We start from the raw sequence: 25,917 nt of genomic DNA, 5'->3' as shown, positions 1-25,917 counted from the left end.
TCAATGGGGCGGCGTCTGCGTCTCGTCGCGACGCTCACCCTTGCGGCGGCCGGAGAACATCGTCCACCACACGATGAGGATCAACAAGACCAAGGCGCCCAGCGCCTCCAGCAAGATCAACCACATGTCTTCGTCCTGTCCTGTTGGGACCAGCGCTCCAAAGCGCCCCGTCTTGCGGTGGCGCATGGCCGCGGCCGCCGCCATTCTAGGGATGCTGGCCGCCTGCGGCACCGTGCCGCCGCCTGACACTGCGGCCGAGCAAGCGCCGATGGCTCGGGTCATCGAGCAGCCCAAGTCCCGTTGGGTGCCGGTGGGCTGGGATGCCTTGCCCGGCTGGGCCGACGACCAGATCGTGCTGGCCTGGCCGGCGCTGTTGCGCAGTTGCACCCGCCCGGCCGCCGGCTGGGAGGAGGTTTGCGCCAGCGCCCAGGCTTTGCGCGAGCCCCACGAGGCGGCGGTGCGGGCGTGGCTGCAGCAGCATCTGCGCCCGTACCGGGTGGAACCGCTGGACGGCTCGGCCACCGATGGACTGCTGACGGCCTACTACGAACCCCTGATCGAGGCGCGCCGCTTGCCCGATGCACGCTTCCGAGTGCCACTGTACCGTGCACCAGCCGACCTGGCCCAACGCCGCCCCTATTGGACCCGTGCGCAGCTGGAAACCCTGCCGGCGGCCAAGGCCGCCCTCAAGGGCTTGGAAATCGCTTATGTGGCCGACCCGCTGGATGCGCTGATCCTGCATGTCCAGGGCTCGGGCCGGCTCCTGCTGACCGAACCCGACGGTCGCCAGCGCCTGGTGCGCCTGGCCTTCGCCGGCCACAATGACCAGCCTTACCGGTCCGTGGGCCGCTGGCTGGTGGACCAGGGGGCGCTGCCCTTGGAGCAGGCGTCTTGGCCGGCCATCAAACAGTGGGCGCGCGCCCATCCGCAGCGCGTGACCGAACTGCTGCATGCCAATCCCCGCTATGTCTTCTTCCGCGAAGAGCCTTTGCCCGACCCCAGCGTCGGCCCGGTCGGCGCCCAAGGGGTGCCGCTGACGCCCGGCCGCTCGCTCGCCGTGGATCGCGGCTCGATTCCGTACGGAACGCCGGTGTGGATTGCCAGCACCGAGCCACCGACACGCCCCGGCGGCGAGCCGCGGCCCCTGCAACGTCTCATGGTGGCCCAGGATACCGGCGGGGCCATCGTCGGAGCGGTGCGCGGCGATTTCTTCTGGGGCTGGGGCGAGGGCGCCGAGGAACTGGCCGGACGGATGAAGCAGCCGCTGAAACTGTGGGTGCTGTGGCCGCGCCAACCTCCGCTGTGAGCACGCCCCCGCGGCGGCGTGCGAGCCGGTCTTGTCCGCGCGCAGGGGGACTGAAACGTTGAATCGGTATGCGCCGGTCGCTGGCCCGCAGCCGCCGGCAGGGTCTTTACATCGGTTCACGCACCCGTTGCACGGCAGACGCACGACACTTGCACCATGCAGGCCATGAAGTCGACTCCCTTGACTGCCTCGCGAGCTTGGCTGCGATGGGGTGGCTTGCCCGGGGCTGCCGTGCTGGCGGCGGCTCTGGGCGGCTGCGCAACCCCACGGGCCGTGCCAGTGGCCTCGGCCGTGCCGGCCGCCGCCAGCCAGCCGTTGTACTTCTATCCGATGCAGGGTCAGGACGAGCGCCGCCAGCACCGCGACCGCTATGAGTGCTACCGCTGGGCCGTGCAGCAGACCGGGCGCGATCCGGGCATGATCCCGGTGGGTCGCAGCACGAGGGCGCCGCTGGCCACCGTCTACGACCCTGAGCCGGGACGTGACACCGCGTTGGGCGCCGCCGCCGGGGCCATCGTCGGCAGCCTGACGGCCTCCTCCCCGCGCCATGCGGGCGAAGCCGCCGCCGTCGGGCTGGTGTTGGGGGCCATCATCGGCGCCGCCTCGGACCAGGCGCGCGCCGAGGAAGCCCGACGGCTCAATGCGCAGGCCGCCGCATCGGCCTTGCCGCCGCCGGCGTACGATGAGCTGCGCCGTGCCATGGCCGCCTGCATGAGCGGCCGAGGCTATGCGGTACGCTGACACCGTGCCACCAGGAGGCCCTATGCTGAAACTGCCCACCCCGCTGCGCCGCCCCTGGCCCTGGCTGCTGGCGGCCCTGTGGACCGCCAGCGGCGCCTGGGCCCAGGAGGGCTGGCGTCCCAAGGATGGCCGTGATGCCGATCGCGAGCGCCCCCACCCGCTGAGCCGGGTGGTCGAGCAGCACCGGGGTTGGCAAGACGGACCGCGTGTGGGCGAGCGTTATGGTCAAGGGCAACGCCCGCCCCGCGTGGGGGAATCGCGCCTGTCGGGCGATGGGCCGGCCCCGGAGCGTCCCGCTCGGCTGCGCGACGGCCCGCCCGAGCGAGACGGGTCGGCCCGGCCGGGTCGCCCCCGTGACGAGGATCGCCCATGGGACGATGGGCGCCGCTGGCAGGGCCAGCCCCCGCCGGCCTCGAGTGGCGGCAGCTGGCAGCCGGTGCCACCGCCTCGTCCGCCGCGCCCGGGTCATGTGGTCTATCAGCTGCCCCCCACCACCTACTCCACGGTCTACTTGGGCGCGCCGTACTGGTTCTACCAGGGGGTGTGGTACAGCCGCCGCGGCAGCGCCTATGTGGTGGTGCGTCCGCCGGTCGGTCTGTACGTCAGCACCCTGCCCTACTATCACCGGGTGGTGTATTGGGGTCCCTCGGTGTATTACGTGCTCGATGACGTGTACTACGCCCCGCTGTCCACCGGGGGGTACCAGGTGGTAGAGCCCCCGAGCCAGGCCGCCAGTGCGAGTTTCGACTATCCGATCGCATACCCTACGCGCCAACAAAGCGCTCAGCAACAAGCCGACGACCAGTTCCAATGCCACGAATGGGCGGTGTCGGTCAGCCGCTTCGACCCGAGCTGGCTGGGCAGCGGCCAGCCGATGGAGGACAGCCCGACGCTGCGGGACAACTATCGGCGTGCCTGGTCGGCCTGCATGGAAGGACGGGGCTATAGCGTGCGCTGAGACGGGCGTGGCGTCATCTTTCGCACGCCCGCGCCACGGCGGGGCTTGACTTTCGTCAAGCCAGGGCCGATCGTGAGGCCATCGTGGTTCGCGCGACGGCGCCGTGCCGATGAACGATCTGCCCAGTCTGTGGCGTGTCTTGGTCGATGACTGCCCGGACGCCGTGATGTTGCTCTCGCCCGATGGGCGGGTGTGCGAGCTCAATGCCACGGCACAGCAGTTGTTCGGCTACGACCCCGCAGAGGCCGCGGGGGTCTTGCTGTCCGATTTGATCGCGCCGGCCGGGCAGGCCGATGCCGTGGCCCAGAGCCTGGCTCGGGCGCGCGACGCAGGCGTGGTGGTCGAGGAAGTCGAGCGTCGGCGCCGCGACGGCTCGTTGGTGTCGGTCAGCGCATCGACCAAGGCCGTGCTGGACCCCCAAGGCCGCTTGCAGTGCTACTTGTGCACGATGAAAGACGTGACGCACCTGAAGGTGTTGCGTCAGGCGCAATGGATCGAATCGCGCTATCGCACGGTGCTGGAGTTCGTCCCGGATGCGATCGTGATCGCCAATGCCAGCGGCTGCATCGTGTATGCCAACACCCAGGCCGAGCGCATGTTCGGTTACGCCTCGCGGCAATGGCTGGGGCTGCCGGTCGAACAGTTGTTGCCCGAGCGCTTGCGGGCCGCGCATGCCGCGCACCGCGGCCGATATGCCCAGGCGCCACGGGCGCGCACCATGGGAGCCGGCTTGGAATTGTTGGGGCAGCGGCGCGACGGGCGAGAGTTTCCCGTGGAAATCAGCTTGAGCCCGATGGTCAGCGACGAGGGGGTCTTGATCGTCAGCGCCGTGCGGGACCTGAGTGAGCGCGAAGAGCTGCGCCGGCGCGCCGACCGCAAGTTCAAAGACTTGTTGGAATCGGCCCCCGATGCGATGGTCATCGTCGACGCCCACGGCCGCATCGTGCTGATCAACTCTCAGACGGAGCGGCTGTTTGGCTGGTCGCGCACCGAACTGCTCGGGCAAAGCATCGAGATCTTGGTGCCGTCCCGGCTGCGCGGCGTGCATCCCGACCACCGGGCACGCTTCATGAGCAACCCCAAGGTGCGCTCGATGGGCGCCGGATTGGCGCTGGCCGGGTTGCGCAAGGACGGCTCGGAATTTCCGGTGGAAATCAGCCTCAGTCCGATCGAAACCGAAGACGGCCTGGTGATCTCGGCGGCCATCCGCGATGCCACCGAACGCAAACGCATCGAAGCCTCCTTGCACGAGGCCAACCGGCTCAAGAGCGAGTTCTTGGCCAACATGTCCCACGAGCTGAGGACGCCGCTCAATGGCGTGCTGGGCTTTTCGGAATTGCTGATCGACGAGCTGGCCGGCCCGCTCAATGCCAAGCAACGGGAATACGTGCAAGACATCCTCAACTGCGGCCGCCATTTGCTGCAACTGATCAACGACGTGCTCGATTTGTCGAAGATCGAGGCAGGCAAGATGGACTTGCGGCCGGAGGTGTTCCAGGTGGAAGAAGCCCTCCAAGAAGTGTGCACCATCATCAATGCCCAAGCGCGCAAAAAGTCGATGCAGGTGCAAACGCTGCTGCCGGCGGCGCTGCCGCCGGTGCGGCTGGATCGGCAAAAGTTCAAACAGATTTTGTTCAATTTGCTGTCCAATGCCGTCAAGTTCACCGACAGCGGTGGCCACATCGGGGTGCGGATGGAGGTGTCGAGCCAGCCGCCCTTGCATTGGTTGAAGCTGTCGGTCAGCGACACGGGCATCGGCATTGCCCCGCAGGACCTGGGGCACTTGTTCGAAGCCTTCCGGCAACTCGATGGGGGCCTGTCGCGCCGCTATGAGGGCACGGGGCTGGGGCTGGCCCTGACGCGCAAACTGGTCGAACTGCACGGCGGACGCATTGAGGTGCAAAGCACGCCCGGCCAAGGCAGCACCTTCACGGTGTGGCTGCCCTGGCACACGACGCTGGAGGCCGCCGCGCCATGAGTGCCACCTTGTTGATCGTCGATGACAACCCCTGGAATCTGAAGCTGGCGCGCGACGTGCTGGAGCTGGCCGGGTACACCGTGGTGCCCGTGCCCGACGCCGAACAAGCCCAAGCCTGGTTGCAAGACCACCAGCCCGATTTGATCCTGCTCGACCTGGCTTTGCCTGGCTTGGATGGGCTGAGCTTTTGCCGTCGCCTCAAGGCCGAGCCGCGATGGCAGCACATTCCGGTGGTGGCCGTGACGGCCCATGCGATGAAGGGCGACGATCTCAAAGCCCTGCAGGCCGGCTGCGTGGCCTACATCGCCAAACCCATCGACACGCGGCGTCTGCCCCAACAAGTGGCCGAGCTGCTGCACCGGCACCGCACGCCTGCGGCCCCGGCGCGCAAGGCTCGGGTGCTGGTGGTCGAGGACGATCGCATCGATTTGCGGTTGATGAGCGAGGCACTGGAGCTGCAAGGCCACATGGTCTTGTCCAACACCTCGGCTGAGGCGGCCGCCGGCGCCGTGCTAGCCCGCCGCCCCGATGTCATTTTGCTGGACCTGCAGCTGCCAGGCATGGATGGCTTGAGCTTCGTACGCCACCTCAAAGCCCACCCTCACACGCGCGACATCCCGATCGTGGCGATCACGGCCCATGACGACCGCTTTCGCCGCGACGAACTCCTGGCCGCCGGCTGCATGGGCTATTGGGTCAAGCCGGTGGACGTGCGCGCCTTGACCGCCCAGCTGCAAAGCGCCGCACAGCTCAACGCCGCGAGCCCGGACGCAGATGATTCAACGGCAGCGCCGAGCTCGCCTTGACCTCGCCCAAAGAGAAACTGGTGTGCAAGTCCTTCACATTGGGCAAGCGGAACAAGGTGTCCATGGACCAGCGGGAATAGGCCTGCAAATCGGTGGCCATGACTTGCAGTTCGAACGTGCCCGTGCCCGAGATGTAATGACATGAGATCACCTCGGGCAAGGCGCGGATCGCATCCTCCAGGGCCCGGGTGTCTTGCGCGTTGTTGCGCTCGGCATCCACCCGCACGAAGGCCAACACCCCCAGGCCGATCTTGTGCCGGTCGATCTCCGCACGGTAGCCCTTGATATAGCCCTGCTCCTCCAGCCACTTGACGCGCCGCCAGCACGGCGTGGGCGACAAGCCCACACGAGCGGCCAGCTCGGCATTGCTCAGGCGCGCATCTTGCTGCAATTCGGCCAGGATGGCCACGTCGTAGCGGTCCAGGCCCTCGTGCGCCGCTTCGGCCCCGCCCGAGCCTCGGGTTTTCCCTGATTCCTGCGATTTCGAGGGCACTTGTTTCTCCAAACGACTGTCCAAGGAAAGATTATTCCTGAATCAGCGGTCAAACCTGCAAAGAAAAGAAAGACTTGTCGGGCCGGTCTTTCTACACTGTGAAGCATTGCCCCAGACCTGTGGGCGGGCGCGACCCGCGCGCTCGCAGGCCAGCCCCGAAGGACCACCACGAGGAGTCCCGCGATGAACGCACCCCTGCCCGAGGCCATCCGCAAGGCGCTCGAAACCGTCTCCTTGGACGACAAGTACACGCTCGACCATGGCCGCGCCTTCATGAGCGGCATCCAGGCCCTGGTGCGCCTGCCCATGCTGCAGCGCGAGCGCGACGCCCGGGTCGGGCTGAACACCGCGGGTTTCATCAGCGGCTACCGCGGCTCACCGTTGGGTGGCTATGACCAGGCCTTGTGGGCGGCCCAAAAGCACCTGGCGGCTCACCACATCGTCTTTCAGCCCGGCGTCAACGAGGAGCTGGCCGCCACGGCCGTGTGGGGCACGCAGCAGCTGGACCTCTACCCCGAGCACAAGAAATACGACGGGGTCTTCGGCATTTGGTACGGCAAAGGCCCGGGCGTGGACCGCTGCCTGGACGTCTTCAAGCACGCCAACATGGCCGGCACGGCCCGCCACGGCGGGGTGATCGCCATCGCCGGCGACGACCACATCGCCAAGAGCTCGACCGCCGCCCACCAGAGCGACCACGTGTTCAAGGCCGTGGGCTTTCCGGTGTTCTTCCCCACCAGCGTGCAGGAGATCCTCGACCTGGGGCTGCATGCGTTTGCGATGAGCCGCTTTGCCGGTGTGTGGGCCGGCATGAAAACCATTCAGGAAATCGTGGAGTCGGCCTCCAGCGTCGAGATCGACCCCGACCGGGTGCGCATCGTGCTGCCGGAAGACTTCGTCATGCCCGAAGGCGGGGTGCACATCCGCTGGCCCGACGCTCCGCTGGAGCAAGAGGCGCGGCTGATGAACTACAAGTGGTATGCCGCGCTGGCCTATGTGCGGGCCAACCGGCTCAATCACACGGTCATCGACTCCCCCCATGCCCGACTGGGCCTGATCGCCTCCGGCAAGGCCTACAACGACACCCGCCAAGCGCTGCACGACCTGGGCCTGACCGACGAGCTGTGTCGCGCCATCGGCATCCGGCTGCACAAGGTCACCGTGGTGTGGCCGCTGGAGGCCACCATCACGCGCGAATTCGCCACCGGGCTGGACGAGATCCTGGTCATCGAGGAAAAGCGCCAAGTCATCGAATACCAGCTCAAGGAAGAGCTCTACAACTGGCGCGAGGACGTGCGTCCGAACGTGCTGGGTAAGTTCAACGAACCCGAAGGCGATCACTCCGGCGGCGAATGGTCCATGCCCAACCCGGCGTCGAACTGGCTGCTGCGCGCCCAGGCCGACCTGAACCCCGCGTTGATCGCCAAGGCCATCGCGCAGCGCCTGGAAAAAACCGGCCTGATGCAACGATTGAGCGCCGACCAGCAAGCCCGGGTGCGTGCACGCGTCGCACTGATCGAAGCCAAAGAGCGCAGCGAGCAAACCCTGGTGGCCGCCACCGACCGCCTGCCATGGTTCTGCAGCGGCTGCCCGCACAACACCAGCACCCGCGTGCCCGAAGGCTCGCGCGCCGTGGCCGGCATCGGCTGTCACTACATGACGGTGTGGATGGACCGCAACACCTCCACCTTCACGCAAATGGGCGGCGAGGGCGTGCCCTGGGTCGGCCAGGCCCCCTTCACGAAGGAGCGGCACATCTTCGCCAACCTGGGCGACGGCACCTACTTCCACAGCGGCCTGCTGGCGATCCGCCAAAGCATCGCCGCGGGCGTGAACATCACCTACAAGATCCTCTACAACGACGCGGTGGCCATGACCGGCGGCCAGCGCGTAGGGGAGCGCCCCGAGGGCCACTCGGTGCTGCAGATCATGCAAAGCCTGGTGGCCGAAGGCGTGGCCAAGTTGGTGATCGTCACCGACGAGCCCGAGAAATACCGCGGCGCGCCGTTGCTGCCAGGCGTCACCGTGCATCACCGTGACGAACTGGACCGCATTCAGCGCGAGTTCCGTGAGATCCCCGGCTGCACGGCCATCATCTACGACCAGACCTGCGCCACCGAGAAGCGCCGCCGCCGCAAGCGCGGCACGATGGCCGAGCCGGCCCAGCGCGTGGTGATCAACGAACTGGTCTGCGAAGGCTGTGGCGACTGCTCCGAGCAGAGCAACTGCCTCAGCGTGGAGCCGGTCGAAACCGAATTCGGCCGCAAGCGCCGCATCAATCAAAGCACCTGCAACAAGGACTTCTCCTGCGTGAAGGGCTTTTGCCCGAGCTTCGTGACCGTCGAGGGCGGCCAGCTGCGATCGGCCCGCAAAGAGTCGGCCCGGCCCGATCCGTCGCGTCTGCCCGCCCTGCCCGAGCCCACCCTGCCGCCGGCCGAGACGGCCTACGGGATCATCGTGGCCGGCGTGGGCGGCACCGGCGTCATCACGATCGGCCAGCTGCTGGGCATGGCCGCCCACCTGGAAGGCAAGGGCGTGGTCACGCAAGACGCCGCCGGTCTGGCCCAGAAAGGCGGTAGCACCTGGAGCCACATCCAGATCGCCAACCGGCCCGAGGCCATCCTGACCACCAAGGTCGGCACGGCCGAAGCCGACCTCGTCATCGGCTGCGACCCCATCGTGACGGCCACCAAGACCACGCTGACGGCCATGCGCGAAGGCCGTACCCGCGTGGCGCTCAATGTGCACGGCACGCCCACCGCGGCCTTCGTGCACGACCCCAATTGGCAGTTCCCGGCCAGCACCTGCGACACCGCCATCGTGCAGGCGGTGGGCGAGGCCCAGGTCGGCCGGCTGGATGCCGAGCACTTGGCCGTGCAGCTGCTGGGCGACTCGATCTACACCAACCCGATAATGCTGGGCTTTGCCTGGCAAAAGGGGTGGATCCCGCTGACCCATGCCGCACTGATGCGCGCCATCGAGCTCAACGCAGTGCAAGTCGAGAACAACAAAGCGGCCTTCGAATGGGGCCGCCGCGCCGCACACGATCTGGCCGCGGTGATGGCCTTGGCGCAGCCTGCGGGGCAGGTGGTGCAATTCGTGCGCAAGCCGGCCACCAGCCTGGACGAGATCATCGCGCGGCGGGTGGAATTCCTCACGGGCTATCAGAACGCGGCTTACGCGACGCAGTACCAAGGCTTCGTCGAGCGCGTGCGAGCCGCTGAGGCCCGGCTGGGCAGCACCCGGCTGACCGAGGCGGTGGCCCGTTACCTGTTCAAGCTGATGGCCTACAAGGACGAATACGAGGTGGCCCGCCTGCACAGCGACCCGGCGTTCCTGGACAAGATCGCCCAACAGTTCGAGGGCGACTACCGTTTGCGCTACCACCTGGCCCCGCCGGCACTGGCCAAGCGCAATGAACGCGGGGAGCTGGTCAAGCGACCCTTCGGCCCCTGGATGCTCAAGGCGTTTCGTCTGCTGGCTCCCCTGAAGGTCCTGCGGGGGACGCCCTTGGACCCCTTCGGCCACACGGCCGAACGCAAAATGGAACGCGCGCTGATCGGCCGCTACAAGGACACGATCGAGGAGTTGTTGGCCGGCCTGCATGCAGGCAATCTCTCGCTGGCCGTCGAGATCGCGCGCCTGCCCGAGCAGATCCGCGGCTACGGCCATGTGAAGGAACGCCATCTCGCGCAGGTGCTGCCACGGTGGGAGGCCTTGCTGCGTCAGTGGCGCGAAGGAGCCGCCGCCGCGAAAGCCGCCTGAGACGACCGGCCATGGGCCGGCCCTCGGTCCCCTGGAGCCGGGGATCGCCCGTGGCGGCCGGGCTGTCTACACTGGTGGCCTCATGCCGCAGTCCGCAAGTCCATGCCCCGCCATCGCGGCGGCCCGTGCCCTGGCGCCGCAGCGGCGTGTGCCTTTCTTCATCTATCGGCATTTGGTGGGCTCGGTGGCCCGATCGCTGCTGCCGGTGCTGGGCACCTGCGCCCCCTGGCTGAAAATCGGCCGCGACGCCGTGCAGATGGACGACCGGCTCTTCAGCGTCGAGCAACGCTCGCTCGCGCTGGCGCGCACCAATGCCGTCTTGCGCGCGCATGGCTTGGTGCCGGGCTGGCGCGACGAAACCTACGCGGTGAGCACCGGGGTCGAGACGCCGCCGCTGGCGCGCATCGAGCGGGCCGCCGCCCGCGTGTGGGGCACCTTGACCTTCGCCGCCCATCTCAACGGCTATGTGCGCGCCCCCGGCGGGGCGATCACGCATCTGTGGGTCGCCCGTCGCGCCTGGCACAAACCCACCGACCCGGGCAAGTTGGACAATCTAGTGGCCGGCGGCGTGCCCTACGGCCAGACGCCGTTTCGAGCCTTGGTGCGGGAGTGCTGGGAGGAGTCCGGGCTGCCCGAGGCCACCGCGCGGCGCGCCACGCCCGGACGCGTCGTGCACCTGCTGCGCGACGTGCCCGAAGGCGTGCAAAACGAGCAGATCTATGTCTATGACTTGGAGCTGCCGCGCGGACTGCGCCCCCACAACATGGACGGCGAAGTGGCCGAGCACCAGCTGCTGCCGATCGAGGAGGTGGTGCAGCTGCTCGGCACCGACGCCATGAGCACGGATGCCGCCTTGGTCACGCTGGACTTTCTGCTGCGCCGCCGTTTGCTGCCGGCCCCCTTGCAGCAGGCCTGGGGCGAGGCCGCACGCCCGCTGTGGCAAGCGCCCGAGCTCCACGCACCGGCCGTGCCGTGAAACGGCCCACACCCGGGCTTTGGACACCCCCCGCAGCGCCTCGCAGCGCGGGGCTCAAAACTCGAACAAGGTCAAACCGATCCCCAGGCTGGTCTGGCGTACGTTGTAATCCAGCAAGGTCTCGCCATACCCATGGAACAGCTGCACATACCAGCGCAAGCCCCTTGGATGGGAGGGGTCCACCGGATAGGTCCAGTCCAATTGCAAGGCGCCGCGGTCGATGTCGCGCAGCGTGCTGCGGTACAGCAGCGAGGCCGTCGCCCGGCCAGGCACCCAGGTCAGCGCGAAATCGGCGCGGCCTCGGTAATGGGTGAGGTCGGGGTTGTCATCGTCCGAGGCCGGCTCGGGCAGACGCCGCAACAGGCGCGCCAAAAAGCCGACCTCGCCCCGCTCGAAGCCCGCCCCGAGGTACACCCGGTTCCAAGAACGGGACAGCGGCTCGGCCTGTCCGTTGGACTGGTGCGACAGACCCAGCTGCGCCATGCGCCATTGCCAGCCCCCGGGCAGCCGGCGCAGCACCTCCGGCACCGGCGCCACATAGATCAGCTCGGGTTCATAGTCGGTGCTGCGGAAGGGGGCCGATTCGCGCGGGTTCCACACCTGCCATAGCGACTGCTGCGTGTAGCCGAACCACAAGTCGCCCTCGGGCAGCAGCAGTCCTTCGAACAGCTTGGTGCGGATCGACAGTTGCAACTTCGCCCCCAGATGCTTGTAGTCCGGCAGGTTGCCGGGGCTGGGGCGAGTGGGACTGCTGGGATCTTGGTTGACCCGGCTGGTGTGATGCACCGGCAGCAGGAAATTGGGGCGGTAGGTCTGGAAGCGGAAAGTGCCTCGCTTGTCGGCCCGCTCGAGCTCCCAGAAACGGGACCACAACCCCGTCGGGCTCGAGGTCGGCGCAGGCTCGGCCTCGGCGCCGCCGGCCACCGAGGGCCCGCCCGCCCACGCCGCCGAAGTGCTCTGCTGCGCCGAGGCCGGCCGTGCGGCCAAGCGGTCATAGCAGGCCAGGCGCTCCCGGTCCGCGGCCACGGCGGCACAGGCAGCCAGCGCCGACGGCAAGGTCTCGGGCGCGACCCAGGGCGCATCGGCCACGGCACGGGTCATGCCCAGCCAGGCCAGCGCAGCGCAGGCACCACGCCATTTCATCGACATGGAGCGTTTCATGGGGATCGATTGTCGCTGGGCGCGGCCGATTCCGCCGCCTTGGGGACACGATTCGTTTCAAAGCCTTCGAACATTGCCATCAAGCGCGGTGAACCTCTGCGCCCCAGCGCTGTCTATGCTTCTCGGCTGCTTTCGGCCTTGCCCTTGCCTGCCACGATCACCATGCCTGCCGCCTCAGACCGTTACACCTCCACCGCCATCGTGTTGCACTGGCTGCTGGCCCTGGGGCTGCTGGGGATGTTGGCCTTGGGCATGTACATGACCGAGCTGCCGATGTCGCCGGCTCGGCTCAAGCTTTACAACTGGCACAAATGGGCCGGCATCGTCATCCTCGCCCTGTCGATCTGGCGTCTGTCGTGGCGCTGGACGCACCGCCCGCCGGCCCTGCCGCCCCACGTGCTGCAACACATGCCCACGTGGCAGCGCATCGCGCACCAAGGCACCCATGGGGCGCTGTATTGTCTGTTTTTCGCCGTGCCGCTGGTCGGCTGGGCCTACAGCTCGGCCGCCGGCTTTCCCGTGGTGCTCTTTGGCTGGCTGCCCCTGCCGGACTTCGTGCCGGCCGACCGGGCCTTGGCCGAGGCCCTCAAACCCTGGCATGGCCTCCTGGCATATGCCCTGGCCGCCTTGATCGTGTTGCACGTGCTGGGTGCGCTCAAGCACCAGTTCATCGACCGAGACGGCCTGCTGCGGCGCATGTGGTGGGGCCGTTGACCTGTTTTTTTCATGACCGCAGCCTTCCTATGCTCAAACTCCTGACCGCGCCGCTGCTGGCCGCCTCGCTGTTGATGGCCGGGCCGGCCTTCGCGCAACAAAAACTTCTGCCGGCGCAAAGCGAAATCGTCTTCACCAGCCGCCAGCTCGGCGTGCCGGTCGAAGGTCGATTCAAGCGCTTCGACGCACAACTGAGCTTCGACCCCAAGAAACCCGAAGCCGGACGCATCGATTTCACCGTCGATCTGACCAGCGCCAGCTTGGGCGCGGCCGAAGTCGAGGCCGAGCTGGTCAAGCCCGAGTGGTTCCATACCGCCCGTTTTCCGCAGGCGCGCTTCGTCTCGCGCAGCATCAAAGCCTTGGGCGGCGGACGCTTCGAAGTCAGCGGCCAGCTCAGCCTCAAAGGCACGGCCCGCGACCTGGTCGTGCCCGTGGCCCTGAGCCAGACCGGCGGCACCACCACCGCCAGCGGGCAGTTCACGCTGCAGCGCCTGGCCTTCAAGATCGGCGACGGCGAATGGGCCGACACTTCGATGGTGGCCAATGAGGTGCAAGTGCGCTTCAAACTGGCCTTGACCGGCGTGCCGGCGCTTTGAGGGCCGCCGTCTGTGCCCGGCCGCTGTTCTCGACCGTCGCCCCCCTTTTTTTCTCACCGCAAGGAGCATGCATGCCTAAGACTTTGTACACCACGGCCGTGGCCGCCGCCATCGGCGCTGCGTCCTGGGCCGCGTCGGCCCAAAGCGCCACCTACGTCATCGACCCGACCCACACCTTCGTGACATTCGAAGTCGATCACCTGGGCATCAGCACCAACCGGGGCCGCTTCGACAAGAAAGAAGGCACGGTGCAGTTCGACCGCGCGGGCAAGACCGGCAAAGTGGAGCTGACGATCGACACCGCCTCGATCAACACCGGCACGGCGCAGTTCAACCGCCATCTGCAAAGCAAGGACTTTTTCAATTCGGCCGAATACCCCAGCGCCAAATTCGTCGCCGATCAGTTCCGCTTCGACGGCGACAAAGTCTCCGAAGTCGCCGGCACGCTCACCTTGCTGGGACAAACCCATCCGGTGGTGCTCAAGGCCAAGCGCTTCAATTGCACGCAGCACCCCATGCTCAAGCGCGAGGTCTGCGGCGGAGACTTCGAAACCACCATCCAGCGCAGCCGCTGGGGCATGGACTATGGACTGAAGATGGGCATGGCTGACGACGTGAAACTGCTCATCCAGGTCGAAGCCATCAAACAGTGAGCCAGTGCCGTGGGCCGAGCCGTCGACGGAACAGCCTGTGCGGCACGGCCCACACGTCCGCCACCCGACCCAACGGGCCCGCCCACGACTGGGTGACGAACACCCCCAGGCGGGGGTCTCCGATAGAGCCACACCTGGTGACGCTCCGGGCCCTCACGGCTCATGACCCGGCCTCGGGACGAATCAGTGCCACCAGCTCCGGCAAGCGCGCCAGCATGGCGCGCTGCGCGTCTGCTTCGATACGCCGGTACAGCTCAAGCACCTTGCGCCCGGTGGCGCTGAGCTGCGCGCCCCCGCCCGCCGCGCCCCCGCGCTGGGTGAGCACCAAGGGCTCGACGAAGTCTCGATTCATCGCTTGCACCAGCGACCACACCCGCTGGTAGCTCATGCCCAGCCGCCGCCCGGCTTCGGCCAAAGAGCCGGTCTCGTCGATGCACTGGAGCACATCGGCCTTGCCCGGGCCGATGGCCACGGCATGTTTGATCTGCACGCGAAACCGCGTCTGGGCATGGGCCCTCGCAGGAACAGGAGACAGGCGCTGGGCAGGCATGGGAGGGGCTGGGGCGAATTTCATCGTTATACTGCACGAACGATATCGATGGACATAGATATCGAGGTGGTGTGCAAGACGGCGTCTCGGGGGGTTGCGATGTTGCGACGGTTCATTCGCATTGGGCTGGCCTGCTTGGCCTGGGCCTCTGCCTCGGTGGGGGCTCAGACGCCGCCCACCGTGGCCGCGGCCTCGGACCTGAAGTTCGCTTTGGAGGAAGTGGCCGCTCAGTTCCGACGCGACACCGGGCATGAACTGCGCCTGGTGTTCGGCTCCTCGGGCCACTTCTATGCGCAGATTTTGCAGGGCGCGCCGTTTCAGATGTTCATGTCGGCCGATGAGGACTTCGTCTTCAAACTCGCCGACGCGGGCAAGACCCGTGACCGCGGACGCCTGTACGCACTGGGCCGCATCGGCATCCTGGTTCCGCAGGGCTCGCCCTTGAAAGCCGACGGCCAACTGCGCGATGTGGCCGCGGCCCTGCGCGACGGCCGCCTCCAGCGCTTTGCGATCGCCAACCCCGAGCATGCCCCCTATGGGGCCCGCGCCAAAGAAGCCTTGCAGCATGCCGGCCTGTGGTCGGCCCTGCAGCCGCACCTCGTGTATGGGGAGAACATTTCCCAAGCGGCCCAGTTCGTCACCTCGGGCGCGGCCCAAGCGGGCATCGTGGCGCTGTCGCTGGCCCGGGCTCCGTCGGTGGCTCGGCGGGGCCAGTTCGAGCTGATTCCCGAGTCCTGGCACCAGCCCTTGCGTCAGCGCATGGTCTTGATGAAAGATGCACCGCCGGCGCTCGAGGCGTTCTACGACTACCTGATGCGCCCACCCGCCCAGGCGATCATGAGTCGCTACGGCTTCGAGCTCCCCAAAGAGTGACGCGCCATGGACTGGCAGGCACTGGTCCTGTCGCTGAAGCTGGCCGCCGCCACGCTGGCCGTGCTGTTGCCGCTGGGCTTGATCTTGGGGCGCTGGTTGGCTCGCACTCGCATGGCGGGCAAAGCATGGATCGAAGCCGTGGTGGTGCTGCCCCTGGTGCTGCCGCCCACGGTGCTGGGCTACTACCTGCTGGTGGGGCTGGGCGGGGCCTCGCCGCTGGGGCGATGGTTGGCCGATCACTTCGACATCCGCCTGACGTTCAATTTCACCGGCTTGCTCCTGGCCTCGGTGATATTCAACATCCCCTTCATGGTGCAGCCCGTGCAACGCGCCTTCGAGGCGATCCCGCGCAATCTGGCCGAGGCCGCCGCGGTCAGTGGCCTGTCGGGTTGGCAAACCTTTTGGCGCATCGAGCTGCCACTGGCATGGCCGGGCGTGCTGTCGGCCATGGTGCTGACCTTCGTGCACACGCTGGGCGAATTTGGCGTGGTGCTGATGGTCGGCGGCAGCATCCCCGGTGAGACCAAGACCATCGCCATCGCGATCTACGACCGGGTGCAGGCGTTCGACCTGCAAGCCGCCGACCGCATGGCGCTGGTGCTGCTGCTGTTTTCGCTCGGCGCGGTGGCCGCGTCCTTCTTCGCATCGGCCCGGTTGTGGGTGAAGCGATGAACACGGCCCTGTTCGTCGAGATCGAGCAGACGCACCCCATGCCGCTGCAGGGCCGCTTTGGCTGTGCGGCCGGTGAGCTGACTGCGCTGGTGGGCCCCTCCGGGGCCGGTAAAACCTCGATGCTGCGCATCTTGGCCGGCCTGATGCGGCCCGCGCGGGGCCGCGTCCAAGTGGGCGAGGAGGTCTGGTGCGACACGGCCGCCGGCGTGCACCGCCGCCCGCAGGAACGGCACGTGGGCCTGGTGTTCCAACACTATGCACTGATGCCGCACCTCAGTGCGCAGGACAACGTGGCCTTGTCGATGCTGCATCTGCCGCGCGCGCAGCGCAACGCACGCGCGCGTCAATGGCTCGAGCACATGCGCCTGGATGCGGCGCTGCATGGGCGCCGGCCGGCCGAACTGTCCGGGGGGCAGCAGCAACGTGTGGCGCTGGCCCGCGCGCTGGCGCGCGAGCCCAAGCTGCTGCTGCTGGATGAACCGTTCTCGGCCGTGGATCAGATGAATCGCCAAGGTCTGTACGCCTTGTTGGCCGATTTGCGGCGCGAACTGGCCATCCCCATCGTGCTGGTCACGCACGACTTGCACGAAGCCCGACTCTTGGCCGATCAGCTCGTCGTGATGGATGCCGGGCGGGTGCTTCAGCAAGGCAGCCCGGCCGACATCCATCGGGCCCCGCGCAATGCGCGCGTGGCCGATCTGGTGGGGCTGCAAAACCGATTCGAAGGCGTATGGCTGGGCCCGGCGGATCAGCCCGGGCAGGCATGGCTGTGCTGGCAGGCGCCAGGCGCCGCCCCCGGCGAGGGCCTGCGCCTGCGCGTGCGGGACAAAGGCAAGATCGCCGCGGGCCAAGCCGTGCATTGGGTCATCAGCAGCGAAGGCTTGCACCTGCTGGACGCCGATGAGGCGGTCGACGGCTGGCGCGTCACGGTGCGTGAAGCCCGCCACCTCGGAGAGATCAGCCTGGTGGGGTGTGAACTGGCCGAGCTGCCTGGCGTGAGGCTCAAGCTCACCGTGTCCGGCCCGCGGCGGTTGGGGCTGCACCCCGGCACGTCGCTGGGCCTGCGGCTCGACCCGGAGCTGGTGCACGTGATGCCTTGGCGCCCACGCCCCGCTTGAGCCTCAGCCAGCCCACCGTCGGATCCGTGCGCCCATCCGTGCGCCCATCAGCGCGCCAGCATCCGACGCACATCGTCCAGCACCGGAACGACCGCCAGCGCCGCCAGCAACACGGCCAACGGCACGGCCGCAACAAAGCCGAACGATTTGAATGCAGCCGCACCAACGATGCCTCCGCTCAGAAAACAGCCCAGCACCTGCGCATGCAGGCGCAAGCGGTCGCGATTGGCGCGGACGAAATACTGCGCATTGGCCCGCGGATCGCGGTTCCAATAAAACAAGCGCCCCAGCTCGATGCCTAAGTCGGTGAGGATGCCGGTCATGTGCGTCGTGCGAATCTCGGCCCGAGAGATCTTGGTGATGAGCGCGTTTTGCAAGCCCATCACGAAACACAGCAACAGCACCGTGGCCGGAACGATCAGGTCCGCCCGCCAGGCCAGATGAGCCCCCATCAGCCCGAACACCAACAACAACACGGCCTCCAACAACAGGCTCAAGGCGTATTCGCTGTGCATCTGTCGCCGTCGGGCCCAATGGACGAAACCGGCGGTCGTGGCCGCGCCAGCCACGAAAGCCCCGACCGAGGCCGCCCCACCCAAGGCCAGTGCCATCTGACCCAACACCAAATCATCGGCGATCGCCGAGACGATGCCGGTCATGTGCGAGGTGTATCGATGCACGGCCAAAAAGCCACCGGCATTGATGGCGCCAGCGACGAAGGCCAGGATCCGTCCGAGCTTCCTGTTGCTGCCGGGGCTGCGCTGCGGCGCCAGCAAGCGACGTAAGGTGGGTACAGGCATCCAAAGATTGTGCATCACGGATCACGGCCGGCGCCCGCGCCAGCCTGCGAGGCGCCAGCATGGCGCTGCAGGCCCAGCACAGCCACGCGGTCCACAGATGGTGGCTCACGAAGTGCGCCCCGCGCAGGGTTTGCCCCAGCGACAGCAAGACACCGGCGCTCACCACCGCCAGCGCCCAGCGCATGGCCATGCGGCGGTCGTGCGCCGCCCACATCCACACCCCGGGCAAGAAGGCAAATGCGGCGGTCGCATGTCCGGCCGGAAAGCAATGTCCTGGGCCGCCATCGCCTTGGGCCGGCCACCACGACAACCAATGCGACACATAGCGTGCCGCGCCGCCGAACTCATGCATGTCCCAGGGACAGCTGGCCAGGCTGAGCCGCTTGATCGCCGGCACCAGCAACAGCAAGCCCAGGCTCAGCGCCCAAGCCCGCCAGCGCTCACGCCGTGACGGCCTGCCCTCGGTCTGCGGCCCCATGGCCCAGGCGGCCCACAGCACCAGGGCCACGCCGGACAGCGCCCGCCCGCCTTCGTGCAACACGGTCTCGGTCAGCCAATGGTGGCGCCACGGGAACCCCGCCGCGCCGCCCAGTCGGTGGGCCACCCACAGATCGCCGCCGAGCGCCTCCCAAGCCAGGATCAGCAGCGCAGCGGCCAGCAGCGCCGGCCCTTGTGAAGCTTGCCGCGGATTCATGGCGCCGGCCGCTGCGCTGCGGCCGGCGGCCGGCGGCAGCCCGCGATCAAATCCCAGGCCGGCTCGTACAGCGCCGTGCTCACCCCCGCAAGCGCCAAGACGGTGTGAAACACGTGGTCGTGCGCGGCGCCTTGCAGGGCGCGCTGGCGCAGGCAGCCCTCATCCAGGGACAAGCCCGCCGCATAGCCCGGCGAGAACCACATCACCATCGGCACGCGGGTTTGCTCGGCCGGGGCGATGGCATAGGGCAGGCCGTGCAAATACAGCTGCGCCTCGCCCAAGGATTCGCCATGGTCGGAGACATAGAGCATGGCGCTGTCCACCTGCGCGGCATGGGCCTTCAAGGTATCGATCAGGCGGCTGAGCACATGGTCGGTGTACAACAAGGCATTGTCATAGGCATTGACGATGGCCTCGCGTGAGCAGCGCTGCAACTCATCTTCCCGGCACTCCGGTTGGAAGCGAGCAAACGCTGACGGATAGCGCCGGAAGTACGACGGGCCATGATTGCCCAGCATGTGCAGCACCAGCACCTGATCGTCTTGCAAACGCTTCAGTCGGTCGTCCAGCCCGGTGAGCAGGCCTTCGTCCCAGCAGGTGCCGTCGTGGCACAGCTCGGGCGGGGCCAGCTGCGCCACGGTCGTGTAGGGCAGCCCCTCGCACACGCCTTTGCAGCCGGTTTGGTTGTCGATCCACTGCACCGCCCAGCCCGCCCGGGCCAGCACGTGCAACAGCGACTCACTGCGGCGGATGCGGTCTTCGTCATAATCGCGCCGCCCCACCGGCGCAAACAAACACGGCACCGACACCTCGGTGTTGGTGCCGCAGCTTTGCACCGGCGCCACATTGATCACCCCCCGCTCGGCCAGGCCGGGGGTGGTCTGACGGGCATAACCATTCAATCCCCAATTGGCCGCGCGCGCCGTCTCGCCCACCACCAGGACCACCACCCGCGGTCGGCGCGGGCCCGGCGGCAGGATGCGTTGTGCATCCAGCCCGATGGGCGTGCGCGGGCCGGTCGCTTGCCTGGCATCGCCCGTCAACGCTTTCGCGACGGACCACAGCGGGGCGGCCGGCAGCAACCAATAACGCAGTTCTTTGTGGTTGCGCATCAGCGAAGCCAAGGGCTGGAACGTGGCCATCACCACGGCGATCAAAACCACGCTGGCCCCCAGCACGGTGGCCGCCCGCCACGCCAACGCCTGCGGCCAGGAGCGGCGCGACAACGGCCACAGCATCACCACCGCGCTTGGCGGGCCCGCGTGCACCAGCACATGCCAGAACAAGCCTGCCCCCAACAGCTCGCGCGCTTCGGCCGGCTGCGTGTGCAGCACATTGCGCAGCATCGAGGGGTCGAGGAAAACGCCGTAATGATCGACGTAATAGCTCGACACCGCCGCCACCAGCGTGAGTGCGACGGCCACCGGGCGAAACGCCCGCCCTGGCGCAAGCACCGACAACACCACCACGTTCAACGCCAGCACGGCGAGCATCCAGGCGGCCAGCACGCCCCATGAAGCGCTGCCCAGATGTTCACGCACCGCGCCAAAGAACCGGCGGTGCTCCATCAGCAGCCACCACAGGCTCAAGCCGACGATCAGCACTTCTGCAGGACAGGGACGCAGCACCGCACGGCCGGCACGAACGGCCGGCCGAAGACGAAAAGATACCAACATGCCGCGATTGCAAGCGTTCACCCTGAAGCCAAACTGAAGCCCCGGCGCAGCCGTGCTAGCGTACGGTCTGCAACCCCGTGCGGGGGACTTGACTGCGCTTCCTGCGATGCGACTGCTCCTGATCGAAGACGACCGCTTGCTCGGCGGCGGCTTGCGCGACTACCTTGGCGCACTGGGCCATGCGGTGGATTGGGTCACCGAGGTGGCGCAGGCCGAGGTGCTGGCCAGCGAGCCCTATGACGCCTGGTTGATCGACTGGCAGCTGCCCGACGGCTCGGGGCTGGACTGGCTGCGCCGGCGGCGCCGGCAAGGCGACGCGACCGCCGCGCTGGTGCTGACGGCGCGCGACCGCGTGCACGAACGCATCGAAGGGCTGGACAGCGGCGCCGATGACTATCTGGTCAAGCCCTTCGACCCGGAGGAGCTGCTGGCCCGCCTGCGCGCGGTACAGCGCCGTGCGCAGGGCGGGGCCGGCCAGCCGCTGCGCTGGGGTACGCTGCGCATCGACCTCGGCCGCCGGCAAGTCCGCCGCGACGAGCAGCCGGTGGCGCTCACCGCACGCGAATGGGCGGTGCTCGAAGCCTTGATCCTGCGCGCCGGTCGGCTGGTGCCCAAGGCCGAGCTCGAGGCCCTGGTCTTCGCGCGCGAAGCCGAGGTGCACAGCAACGCGCTGGAGGTCCACGTCTCACACCTGCGGCGCAAGCTCGGCCCCGGCCTGATCGACACCGTGCGCGGGCTGGGCTACCGCTTGCGCCCCAGCGAGGCCGCCGAATGAAGTCCCCGCCTTCGATCGTGCGTCGGCTGGCCCGCACGGTGCTGGCGCTGTCGCTGGCCTGGGCGGTGCTGGCCTCGGCGGCGGTGTGGCTGGCGCTGCGGCATGAAGTCGACGAGCTGTTGGACGACACCCTGGTGGCGTCGGCCGAGGTGCTGGCCGGGTTGCTGACCCAGACGCCGCAGCCGCCCGGCCTGCACCGCGACACCGGCCCAGGCCGCTACGCATGGCAATGGGTGGGTCTGGACGGCCAGCTGCGCGCCCGATCCACGGCCGCCCCGGCGCAGCCTTGGCTGACCACCGCCCAAGCGGGATTCGCCACCACGCCAGCGGCCGCAGCAGCCTGGCGGCTGTATGGCCGCGCCTTGCCCGATGGCAGCATGTTGTATGTGGGACAAACCCGTGCCGAACGGTTGGAAGCACTCACCGACGTGGCCCTGAGCGTGAGCGCCAGCGCCTTGGGCGTGGGCGCGGTGTTCGTGCTGTGGATGCGCCGACGGGTACGGCGCGAGTTGCGCCCTTTGACCGAGTGGTCCGAACGCATCGCCCGTCACGACCCCTTGAAACACCCTCCTTTGCCCGAGGCCGATCGACTCGAACTCCAAACCCTGCGCGACGCCGTGGTCTGCCTCGGGGACGGACTGCGCCGCCGGCTCGGGCAGGAACGCGCCGTGGCCGCCCAGGTGGCCCATGCGCTACGCACCCCGCTGGCCGGACTGGACGCCCAGCTGGCCGCCGCGCAGGTGGCCTCGCCCGCCGAGCATTCGGCTGCGCTGCGGCGCGCGCGCGAGGCCTCGCGCCGCTTGCGCCGTGTGGTGGCGGCGGTCATCACGTTGTTTCGCAGCGGCGCCGAGCCCACCCGCCGCATGGTCGATGTGAACGCCATGCTGCAGGACCTGCCGATCGACGGCCTGCTCGTGCATGCCGCCCCCGATCTGCGACTGCATGCCGACCCCGACTTGCTGGCCGCTGCCTTGTCGAATTTGCTCGACAATGCCAGCCGCCATGGTGCGTCCCAACTGTGGCTGGAACACGCGGCGGGCCCCGAGCCGCCACGCAATGGGCTGCGTCTGCGCGACGACGGCCCCGGCCTGCCCGAGGCGCGGCGACGCGCGATCCAGCAAGCCCTGGATGAACAAGCCTACGAGGGCCAGGTGGGCTTGGGCCTGATGCTGGCCGACCTGGTGGCCCGCGCGCACGGTGGACGGGTGACCTTGGAGCCGGTGGACCCAGGCTTTGCCGTGCGGCTGGACTTGGGGCCGGCTGCGGCCGCCCGCTATCCTTGAGCCATCATGTACGCGCAATTCTTCGGCCTGGCGCAAGCGCCGTTTTCCATCGCGCCCGACCCGCGCTATCTCTACATGAGCGAGCGCCATCGCGAAGCGCTGGCCCACCTGCTGTATGGCGTGCGCGCCGGCGGGGGCTTCGTCTTGCTCACCGGCGAGATCGGTGCGGGCAAGACCACCGTGTGCCGCTGCTTCCTCGAACGCATCCCCAAGCGCTGCAATGTCGCTTATGTGTTCAACCCCAAACTCACGGTCGAGGAGCTGCTGCGCACGGTGTGCGAGGAATTCCAGGTGCCCATCGAACACCTCGGCCCCGGACAGGCCACGGTGAAAGACTACGTCGATGCGCTCAATGCCTTCTTGCTGCGCATGCACTCGGTGGGACGCAACAACGTGCTCATCATCGACGAAGCCCAGAACCTCTCGGCCGACGTGCTGGAGCAGCTGCGGCTGCTGACCAACCTGGAAACCCACGAGCGCAAACTGTTGCAGATCATCCTGATCGGCCAGCCCGAGCTGCGCCGCATGCTGCGCCGGCCCGAGCTCGAACAGCTCGCCCAGCGCGTGATCGCGCGCTACCACCTGCAAGCCCTCGACGAGAAAGACACGGTCGCCTACGTGCGCCACCGCATGGGCGTGGCCGGCCTGAGCACCCCCTTGCCCTTCGACCGTGGCGCGCTCCAACGCATCCATCGGCTCTCGCGCGGGGTGCCACGCCGCATCAACCTGCTGTGCGACCGGGCCCTGTTGGGGGCCTACGCCTGCGGCCAGCCCCGCGTGGACGCGCGCATCGTCGAGCGTGCCGCCCGCGAAGTCTTCGACGAGGAAGACGGCGGCCTCGCCGGAGGCGGCCGCTGGTGGCCGCGCTGGCACCGCAGCCCGGCGCTGCGCCCCCTGGCGGCCGCGCTGGCCACCGGCTTGGGCCTGGCCGGCCTGGGCTATGCCGCCTGGACGCTGAGCCGGCCCGAGCCCGCGGCCCCCACCCATTCGCCCGCCGCCGCGCCCCGCACGGCGCCGCCCCACCTGGCGCCTGCGGCGTCCGCCGATCCCTGAACCCTTTCAAGCCGCTGCCCATGTCGTACATCCTCGAAGCCCTGCGACGCGCCGAGGCCGAGCGCAAACGCGGTGCCGTGCCCGGGCTGGACAGCCAGCACCGGATCGACCCCGAACCCGCGATGCCAAGCCACCGCTCACCAGCACCGCTGTGGTGGGCCATGGGTCTGCTGCTGGGCCTGGCGCTGCCGGGACTGGCTTATTGGTGGGGCCGCCAAACGCCGGTGGACACCCCGCCTGCCGCGCAGCAACACCCCCCACGGCCACCCGCCCTCCCGACCCCGGCAGCGCAAGAGCCGCCCCTTGCAGCGCCCATCGCACAAGCGCCCGCCTCAGCACCGCAGAGCCCGCCTGCACCCACGGCCGTGCCGCCCAGCCCCGCACCAGCCGCGCCGGCCACCTCGCCACCCCCCACGCCGCGGGCGCCGCGCCCGGCGCCTCAGGCCGCAGCGCCTGCGGCACCACGGCCGCCCAGCGAACCACGGCCGCCCGCCCCCGCCGCCGCCTTGCAGCCTGAGCCTGCGGCGCCGCCGGCCGCACTTCACACGGCGCAGCCCCCCCTGGCGCCGCAGCAGCCCGCACCGCCTGCGGCCGCAGCGGCCCAGCGGCCCGCCCCATCGGCCCCGGCCCCGCGCCTGCAGGACCTGCCCGAGACCGTGCGCAGCGCCCTGCCCCCGCTGAGCTTGGGCGGCTTGATCTACGCCACCACCCCGTCCGAGCGCATCGTCATCGTCAACGGACAACCCTACCGGGAAGGCGACTCGGTGGGCCCCGAGCTGGTGGTCGAGCACATCCAGCCGCGTGCGGCCGTGCTGCGCTGGCGACAGCAGCGCTTCCAACTCACCTATTGATCGACTGACGCATCCCACGGCATGCGCACGGCTTCGCCCCGTTGGCCCTGGTGGGGCTGCTGACGCTGCCGGTTCGGCCTCGCCACTCCAGGAGTACGCCCCCATGATGAACCCCACCGTCCCTTGCGCCCTCCTCCTCGCCGCCGCGGTGAGCAGCATGCCAAGCCAGGCAGAGCCCCTCGGAGAAGTCGATACCGCCTTCCAATGGCTGGGCCCGGACCACAAGATCGTCGTCGAAGCCTATGACGACCCCAAGGTCTTGGGCGTCACTTGCTACGTCTCGCGCGCCCGCACCGGCGGCATCAAGGGCGCGCTCGGTCTGGCCGAAGACCGCTCCGAAGCCTCCATCGCGTGCCGCCAAGTCGGCCCCGTGACCTTCAAGCAGCCGCTGCCGCTGCAAGAAGACGTGTTCACCGAACGCATGTCCCTGCTCTTCAAACGCCTGCACGTGGTGCGCATGGTGGACGTGAAGCGCCACACCCTCGTCTACCTCACCTACTCCGACCGCGTCATCGAAGGCTCGCCACAAAACAGCGTGACCGCAGTGACCATCGACCGAGCAACCCCGATTCCGGTGCGAGAACGTCGATGAGGACTCGCGCCTTGGGCATCGTGGCAGCCGATGCCGCACAGCCCCCACACATGGGCATGGCCTACGTCGGAGACAGCCTCGACACTCATGCGGCGTTTTCGCCCCTGGCTCGTTGCGTCATCCGCTTGCACAGCTCACGACGCCGTTTTGTGAGCCGCTCCATCGAGACGGCGGTGGTCTACCCCGACCAGCGTCGCCCCGAACCCGGCGCCATGGCACTGGCGCGTGGACTCAGTACGGTCGGCCGTCCTTGTGCGCGAACACCCACCGGCCATCCACCAGCGTGGCCTGCAGGTCATCGTCCGGATAGCTCACCGCATCACCGACGGATCGGTCACCGACTTCCAGGTAAACCACGGTCTCATCGGTCTGATTCAGCAGATGATGCGCGTCGCCGCTACCCGCACGAAACCCCGCGCACATGCCAGGAGACAGCCGGGTATCACCGGCGTTGGTTCGCAGGGTGGGATGCCCTTGCAAGACGTAAATAAACTCATCCTGACGGGTATGCGAATGCCGCAGCGCCGAGATGGCGCCCGGCGCCAGTTCGGTCAGGTTGACGCCAAAGTTCTTCAGACCAAACGCCTCACCCAGCGCGCGCTTGGTGCGCCCGGCCATGCGGGAGGCAAAGGGCTGCGGGTAGTTGGACGGTTTGGCGCGCGGTGCGATGTGCTCGGCGAACACGGCAACGGGATCAGCGGCAGCAGATGGATCAGACATGATCGGAGCTCCTGGGTTGAACGCAACGGCACTGCGGCCTTGCCAACCGATTCGGCACGCCACCATGCTAACCGACATGCCGCGCCGAACGTTTCCGACGGTCTCAGCCCGCG

At 68.1% G+C, this 25,917-nt stretch carries 25 protein-coding genes and 1 pseudogene; 18 read left to right on the top strand and 8 right to left on the bottom strand.

Features of this window, described 5'->3' with window-relative positions; genetic code table 11:
- Entirely contained in the window at positions 1 to 126 is a 126-nt protein-coding gene (locus CTA01S_RS16955; RefSeq protein WP_259370076.1) for a hypothetical protein, read from the bottom strand.
- Positions 127 to 184: 58 nt separating this feature from the next.
- Here CTA01S_RS16955 and mltA point away from each other — a divergent pair, with 58 nt between their 5' ends.
- From mltA to CTA01S_RS16440, 5 genes are all read left to right on the top strand, one after another.
- Positions 185 to 1,306, top strand: coding sequence for a murein transglycosylase A (gene mltA, locus CTA01S_RS08400; RefSeq protein WP_062194446.1), 1,122 nt, complete (start codon positions 185 to 187; stop codon positions 1,304 to 1,306).
- A 165-nt stretch (positions 1,307 to 1,471) separates the two neighbouring features.
- Positions 1,472 to 2,047 (top strand): glycine zipper 2TM domain-containing protein, encoded by a 576-nt coding sequence (locus tag CTA01S_RS08395; RefSeq protein ID WP_062194443.1) that lies wholly within the window; start codon positions 1,472 to 1,474, stop codon positions 2,045 to 2,047.
- 22 nt (positions 2,048 to 2,069) lie between these two features.
- Positions 2,070 to 3,005: a DUF6515 family protein gene (locus CTA01S_RS08390; protein WP_062194440.1), complete on the top strand. Its 936-nt coding sequence runs from the start codon at positions 2,070 to 2,072 to the stop codon at positions 3,003 to 3,005.
- Between the two features lie 109 nt (positions 3,006 to 3,114).
- Entirely contained in the window at positions 3,115 to 4,983 is a 1,869-nt protein-coding gene (locus tag CTA01S_RS08385) for a PAS domain S-box protein (RefSeq protein ID WP_062194438.1), read from the top strand.
- Positions 4,980 to 5,789, top strand: coding sequence for a response regulator (locus CTA01S_RS16440; RefSeq protein ID WP_157451330.1), 810 nt, complete (start codon positions 4,980 to 4,982; stop codon positions 5,787 to 5,789). The genes CTA01S_RS08385 and CTA01S_RS16440 overlap by 4 nt, the downstream gene beginning before the upstream one ends.
- On the opposite strand, the gene CTA01S_RS08375 is transcribed toward CTA01S_RS16440, so the two are convergent.
- A complete protein-coding gene (locus CTA01S_RS08375; RefSeq protein WP_198150826.1) occupies positions 5,734 to 6,282 on the bottom strand; it encodes an Lrp/AsnC family transcriptional regulator in 549 nt (182 codons plus the stop codon). The two genes, CTA01S_RS16440 and CTA01S_RS08375, sit on opposite strands and share 56 nt — an antisense overlap.
- A 183-nt stretch (positions 6,283 to 6,465) precedes the next feature.
- Here CTA01S_RS08375 and CTA01S_RS08370 point away from each other — a divergent pair, with 183 nt between their 5' ends.
- Both CTA01S_RS08370 and CTA01S_RS08365 read left to right on the top strand, forming a co-directional pair.
- Complete coding sequence (locus CTA01S_RS08370) at positions 6,466 to 10,047, top strand: indolepyruvate ferredoxin oxidoreductase family protein (RefSeq protein ID WP_062194434.1); 3,582 nt, start codon at positions 6,466 to 6,468, stop codon at positions 10,045 to 10,047.
- Positions 10,048 to 10,129: 82 nt separating this feature from the next.
- Complete coding sequence (locus CTA01S_RS08365; RefSeq protein WP_062194431.1) at positions 10,130 to 11,023, top strand: NUDIX hydrolase; 894 nt, start codon at positions 10,130 to 10,132, stop codon at positions 11,021 to 11,023.
- Positions 11,024 to 11,077: 54 nt separating this feature from the next.
- Here the strand turns inward: CTA01S_RS08365 and CTA01S_RS08360 are convergent, their stop codons facing one another.
- A complete protein-coding gene (locus CTA01S_RS08360) occupies positions 11,078 to 12,184 on the bottom strand; it encodes a phospholipase A (protein ID WP_232301029.1) in 1,107 nt (368 codons plus the stop codon).
- A gap of 162 nt (positions 12,185 to 12,346) precedes the next feature.
- Here CTA01S_RS08360 and CTA01S_RS08355 point away from each other — a divergent pair, with 162 nt between their 5' ends.
- The 3 genes from CTA01S_RS08355 to CTA01S_RS08345 all read left to right on the top strand — a co-directional run bounded on the left by CTA01S_RS08355 (position 12,347) and on the right by CTA01S_RS08345 (position 14,147).
- The gene (locus tag CTA01S_RS08355) at positions 12,347 to 12,898 is read left to right on the top strand and encodes a cytochrome b (RefSeq protein WP_062194525.1); all 552 of its coding nucleotides are present in this window, start codon (positions 12,347 to 12,349) and stop codon (positions 12,896 to 12,898) included.
- A gap of 29 nt (positions 12,899 to 12,927) precedes the next feature.
- Entirely contained in the window at positions 12,928 to 13,494 is a 567-nt protein-coding gene (locus CTA01S_RS08350; protein WP_062194427.1) for a YceI family protein, read from the top strand.
- Between the two features lie 71 nt (positions 13,495 to 13,565).
- Positions 13,566 to 14,147 (top strand): YceI family protein, encoded by a 582-nt coding sequence (locus tag CTA01S_RS08345; RefSeq protein ID WP_062194424.1) that lies wholly within the window; start codon positions 13,566 to 13,568, stop codon positions 14,145 to 14,147.
- Positions 14,148 to 14,307: 160 nt separating this feature from the next.
- On the opposite strand, the gene CTA01S_RS08340 is transcribed toward CTA01S_RS08345, so the two are convergent.
- A complete protein-coding gene (locus CTA01S_RS08340; protein ID WP_232301028.1) occupies positions 14,308 to 14,637 on the bottom strand; it encodes a winged helix-turn-helix domain-containing protein in 330 nt (109 codons plus the stop codon).
- A gap of 108 nt (positions 14,638 to 14,745) precedes the next feature.
- Between CTA01S_RS08340 and modA the strand changes: the two genes are divergently transcribed.
- The 3 genes from modA to CTA01S_RS08325 are packed head-to-tail and all read left to right on the top strand — an operon-like array spanning position 14,746 to position 17,360.
- The gene (gene modA / locus CTA01S_RS08335) at positions 14,746 to 15,570 is read left to right on the top strand and encodes a molybdate ABC transporter substrate-binding protein (RefSeq protein WP_232301027.1); all 825 of its coding nucleotides are present in this window, start codon (positions 14,746 to 14,748) and stop codon (positions 15,568 to 15,570) included.
- Positions 15,571 to 15,576: 6 nt separating this feature from the next.
- Positions 15,577 to 16,242 (top strand): molybdate ABC transporter permease subunit, encoded by a 666-nt coding sequence (modB, locus tag CTA01S_RS08330; RefSeq protein ID WP_019561579.1) that lies wholly within the window; start codon positions 15,577 to 15,579, stop codon positions 16,240 to 16,242.
- A complete protein-coding gene (locus CTA01S_RS08325; protein WP_019561580.1) occupies positions 16,239 to 17,360 on the top strand; it encodes an ABC transporter ATP-binding protein in 1,122 nt (373 codons plus the stop codon). The genes modB and CTA01S_RS08325 overlap by 4 nt, the downstream gene beginning before the upstream one ends.
- A gap of 47 nt (positions 17,361 to 17,407) precedes the next feature.
- On the opposite strand, the gene CTA01S_RS08320 is transcribed toward CTA01S_RS08325, so the two are convergent.
- The 3 genes and pseudogenes from CTA01S_RS08320 to CTA01S_RS08315 form a co-directional block, all read right to left on the bottom strand.
- Entirely contained in the window at positions 17,408 to 18,160 is a 753-nt protein-coding gene (locus tag CTA01S_RS08320) for a YoaK family protein (protein ID WP_062194417.1), read from the bottom strand.
- Between the two features lie 70 nt (positions 18,161 to 18,230).
- Positions 18,231 to 18,638: pseudogene (locus tag CTA01S_RS17010) on the bottom strand (phosphatase PAP2 family protein); the annotation flags it as partial.
- Between the two features lie 212 nt (positions 18,639 to 18,850).
- Positions 18,851 to 20,530 carry a phosphoethanolamine transferase gene (locus CTA01S_RS08315; RefSeq protein WP_084362359.1) on the bottom strand — a complete coding sequence of 560 codons (1,680 nt, stop codon included), beginning with the start codon at positions 20,528 to 20,530 and terminating at the stop codon, positions 18,851 to 18,853.
- A 106-nt stretch (positions 20,531 to 20,636) separates the two neighbouring features.
- Between CTA01S_RS08315 and CTA01S_RS08310 the strand changes: the two genes are divergently transcribed.
- The 5 genes from CTA01S_RS08310 (at position 20,637) to CTA01S_RS08290 (ending at position 25,084) form a co-directional block, all read left to right on the top strand.
- Entirely contained in the window at positions 20,637 to 21,305 is a 669-nt protein-coding gene (locus CTA01S_RS08310; protein WP_062194413.1) for a response regulator, read from the top strand.
- Positions 21,302 to 22,588, top strand: coding sequence for a sensor histidine kinase (locus tag CTA01S_RS08305; protein ID WP_062194408.1), 1,287 nt, complete (start codon positions 21,302 to 21,304; stop codon positions 22,586 to 22,588). Before CTA01S_RS08310 ends, CTA01S_RS08305 begins: the two co-directional genes overlap by 4 nt.
- Before the next feature lie 6 nt (positions 22,589 to 22,594).
- Positions 22,595 to 23,641, top strand: a complete 1,047-nt coding sequence (locus CTA01S_RS08300; RefSeq protein WP_062194404.1) for an ExeA family protein — start codon at positions 22,595 to 22,597, stop codon at positions 23,639 to 23,641.
- A gap of 20 nt (positions 23,642 to 23,661) precedes the next feature.
- A complete protein-coding gene (locus CTA01S_RS08295; protein ID WP_062194399.1) occupies positions 23,662 to 24,492 on the top strand; it encodes a general secretion pathway protein GspB in 831 nt (276 codons plus the stop codon).
- A 157-nt stretch (positions 24,493 to 24,649) separates the two neighbouring features.
- Positions 24,650 to 25,084, top strand: coding sequence for a CreA family protein (locus tag CTA01S_RS08290; RefSeq protein WP_232301026.1), 435 nt, complete (start codon positions 24,650 to 24,652; stop codon positions 25,082 to 25,084).
- A 231-nt stretch (positions 25,085 to 25,315) separates the two neighbouring features.
- Here CTA01S_RS08290 and CTA01S_RS08285 read toward each other — a convergent pair whose 3' ends face one another.
- Positions 25,316 to 25,804 carry a cupin domain-containing protein gene (locus CTA01S_RS08285; RefSeq protein ID WP_062194518.1) on the bottom strand — a complete coding sequence of 163 codons (489 nt, stop codon included), beginning with the start codon at positions 25,802 to 25,804 and terminating at the stop codon, positions 25,316 to 25,318.
- Between the last annotated feature and the right edge of the window lie 113 nt (positions 25,805 to 25,917).

Origin of the sequence: Caldimonas taiwanensis NBRC 104434, from assembly GCF_001592165.1 — a bacterium.
Classification (GTDB): Bacteria; Pseudomonadota; Gammaproteobacteria; order Burkholderiales; family Burkholderiaceae_C; genus Caldimonas; species Caldimonas manganoxidans.
This window is presented reverse-complemented; position numbering and strand designations above follow the sequence as displayed.